The organism is Streptomyces fuscigenes, assembly GCF_021556455.1.
In the GTDB taxonomy this organism is placed as follows: domain Bacteria; phylum Actinomycetota; class Actinomycetes; order Streptomycetales; family Streptomycetaceae; genus Streptomyces; species Streptomyces fuscigenes.
Map to the genome: position 1 here is coordinate 1 of NZ_JAKGCV010000692.1, position 1,922 is coordinate 1,922.

A 1,922-nucleotide genomic window follows, 5' to 3' on the forward strand; every position below is an offset into this window, starting at 1 on the left:
GTCCGGAGGGAGCCGGCTCGTGCCCGCCCGGTCCGTACCGGGACGACCCGTACCCGCCGGGGCCGCCGGGAAGCGGCTGCTGCCCGCCCGGCCCGTGCGGGCCCTCTTCGCGCGGTCCCCGGCCGCCGCGGGGCGCCGTGCCGTACGGGCCGCTCTCGCGCGGTGTCACGAGGCGGCCTCCGGGGTGCGCACGACCTCACGTGCCAGCACGTGTTCGACGAGCGTGATCAGCGCGTCCGCCGACGATCCGCGGTCTCTCGCGTCGCACATCACGATCGGTGTGTCCTCCAGCAGGTCGAGCGCTTCGCGCAGTTCCGTGGTCCCGTAGAACTCGCTGTCCGGGAACTGGTTGACGGCGACCGCGAACGGCACGCCGCGCAGTTCGAGCTGTTCGAGGACGTCGAAGCTGTCCTCCAGCCGGCGTGTGTCGATCACCACCAGGACCCCGAGGGCCCCTTCGAGCAGCCCCTCCCACAGGTCCCAGAAGCGCCGCTGCCCCGGGGTGCCGAACAGGTAGAGCACGATGCGCGGGCTCAGCGTGATGCGGCCGAAGTCCATCGCGACGGTGGTGGTCGTCTTCCGGCTCGACCCCGCCAGGTCGTCCACGCCGACGCTGGCCTGCGTCATCACCTCCTCGGTGCGCAGCGGCTCGATCTCGCTGACGGAGCCCACCAGCGTCGTCTTGCCGACGCCGAAGGCGCCGACCACGGGGATCTTGACGGCCTGCTGGACCGTGTCCGGCAGGTAGCGGTCAGCGAAGCCTGCGGAGACCATCCAGTACCTCCTGAAGCAGTTGCGGGTCGGGCAGCACGGCCTGGGGCACACCGGAGCGTGCGGTGAGGTGCCCGCTGTCGACCAGGTCGGAGGCGAGCACCTTCACGAGGCTCACGGGCAGTTCGAGGTGCGCGGCGGCCTCCACGAGGGACAGCAGGCGCTCGCACATCCGCACGAGGGCCCGCTCCTCCCTGACGGCGGACAGCGGCAGCGGGGTGGCCGGAGTGGTCGCCACCAGGAGGGTCTCCACGCCCACGGTGTTGCGGCTGGGGCGTGAGCGCCCCCTGGTGATGACGTAGGGGCGCAGCGGAGCACCGCCGCTCTCGGGATCGGTCCCGGAGTGCGCCTCCCCCGCCTCGCCCCCGGGCCGCTCGGGGCCGCTCACGCATTCCCCTGCCGGGGCGGACTGCTGAGATTGGCCGCGCCGATCTTCATGACCTGCGCCTGCATCTGCCGGGCGACCAGCTTCGGATCGACCACCGGGCCGGTCACGACGGCGAGATGGGCACCGTGCGCACTGCGCATGAAAAGGAAGCCCCCGTTGAACTCGACCATCTGCTGATGGACGAGGCCCCCGTCCGAGCCGAACTCCCGCCCGAGACTGCGGCCGAGGGAGAGGAGCCCCGAGCAGTTCGCCGCGAGCCGGTCGGCGGCGTCCCGGTCCATCCCCTCCGAACTGGTCAAGAGGAGGCCGTCGGCGCTGAACACGATGACCTGGCGCACCCCCGGAACGGCGGCGACCTCGGCGATCATCCAGCTCCGCTGCTCCGGCTCGGTTACGTAACTCATGGTCGGGTCCGTCCTTCTGGGAAGTCGAGGTCGAGAGGGGGTTGGTCCGTCGTGCCGGGCCGGGGAAGGGGCCGGTGGCCGGGGCGAGGGCGGTGGGGGGAGGCAGGAGGCGGCGGCCGGCCGCCGGGCGTCCGGTCACGGGGCGGGCGGGGGCGTCCCGTCGTCCCCGGCGGGGCGCGGGTGCGGGGGCTCCTGCTGCGGGGTGCAGCCGTCGAAGAACGCGGACATCCACTCGCCCGGGGTGCCCGGGATGCACGTCACGGTCGCGTCGTCCGGGACGGGCTGGCCCGTCGCCGTGTCGACCACCGTGCCGTCCGGCTGCTTGGTCGCGTCCCACGGCACGGTGACCGCGGTGACCG

General features: G+C 73.1%; 4 protein-coding genes. All 4 read right to left on the reverse strand.

The genetic code is table 11. The features are described 5' to 3' along the window. Positions 1-165: 165 nt before the first annotated feature. Positions 166-774 (reverse strand): GTP-binding protein, encoded by a 609-nt coding sequence (locus L1885_RS27800; protein WP_235799908.1) that lies wholly within the window; start codon positions 772-774, stop codon positions 166-168. Then, positions 752-1,081 carry a DUF742 domain-containing protein gene (locus tag L1885_RS27805; protein WP_235799911.1) on the reverse strand — a complete coding sequence of 110 codons (330 nt, stop codon included), beginning with the start codon at positions 1,079-1,081 and terminating at the stop codon, positions 752-754. The genes L1885_RS27800 and L1885_RS27805 overlap by 23 nt, the downstream gene beginning before the upstream one ends. A 74-nt stretch (positions 1,082-1,155) precedes the next feature. After that, the gene (locus L1885_RS27810; RefSeq protein WP_235799909.1) at positions 1,156-1,563 is read right to left on the reverse strand and encodes a roadblock/LC7 domain-containing protein; all 408 of its coding nucleotides are present in this window, start codon (positions 1,561-1,563) and stop codon (positions 1,156-1,158) included. Between the two features lie 135 nt (positions 1,564-1,698). Next, a partial coding sequence (locus L1885_RS27815) for a hypothetical protein (RefSeq protein ID WP_235799910.1) occupies positions 1,699-1,922 on the reverse strand: 224 nt, incomplete at its 5' end.

Bases quoted from the DNA above. Each gene is read 5' to 3' on its own strand.
- L1885_RS27800 (WP_235799908.1), bottom strand. From the start codon at position 774: ATGGTCTCCGCAGGCTTCGCTGACCGCTACCTGCCGGACACGGTCCAG.
- L1885_RS27810 (WP_235799909.1), bottom strand. From the start codon at position 1,563: ATGAGTTACGTAACCGAGCCGGAGCAGCGGAGCTGGATGATCGCCGAG.